This window comes from Paenibacillus sp. EKM301P (assembly GCF_011800295.1).
Taxonomy (GTDB): Bacteria; Bacillota; Bacilli; order Paenibacillales; family Paenibacillaceae; genus Paenibacillus; species Paenibacillus polymyxa.
Map to the genome: position 1 here is coordinate 1 of NZ_JAALFM010000089.1, position 436 is coordinate 436.

1 protein-coding gene is annotated in these 436 nt (G+C 64.7%); it reads right to left on the reverse strand.

Going from position 1 to position 436, the window contains the following annotated elements; genetic code table 11:
• The coding region (locus HFD99_RS24960) for an AMP-binding enzyme (RefSeq protein WP_167441065.1) at nucleotides 1-436 on the reverse strand (436 nt) is incomplete at both ends.

Sequence of the window (436 nt, forward strand, 5' to 3'; positions counted from 1 at the left end):
CCAGCGTCGTCGCCCGCAGGGAGTGGCCGCCGATGTCGAAGAAGTTGTCGTGAACGCCAATCTCCTTCGCAAGCCCCAGCACCTCTTGCCAAATCGCCGCCAGCTTCGTTTCCAGCTCATTGCGCGGTGCGACGTACTCCGTTCCGCTTCCCGCTTCCCCTTCCGGCGCCGGCAGCGCCTTCCGGTCAATCTTTCCGTTCGGCGTCAGAGGCAGGTGCTCCAGCTCCACGAAGTACGACGGGATCATGTACCCCGGCAACTCCTGCGCCAGCGCGCTGCGCAAATCGTTCACTGCCAGCTCCGCTCCGGTATCCGGCGTGTAATACGCGCACAGCGCCTTCTGCCCGTTCGCGTCACTTCGAACCAGCACCACCGCTTCGCGCACGCCTTCCACCCGCAGCAGCTGCGACTCGATCTCGCCCGTCTCGATCCGGTA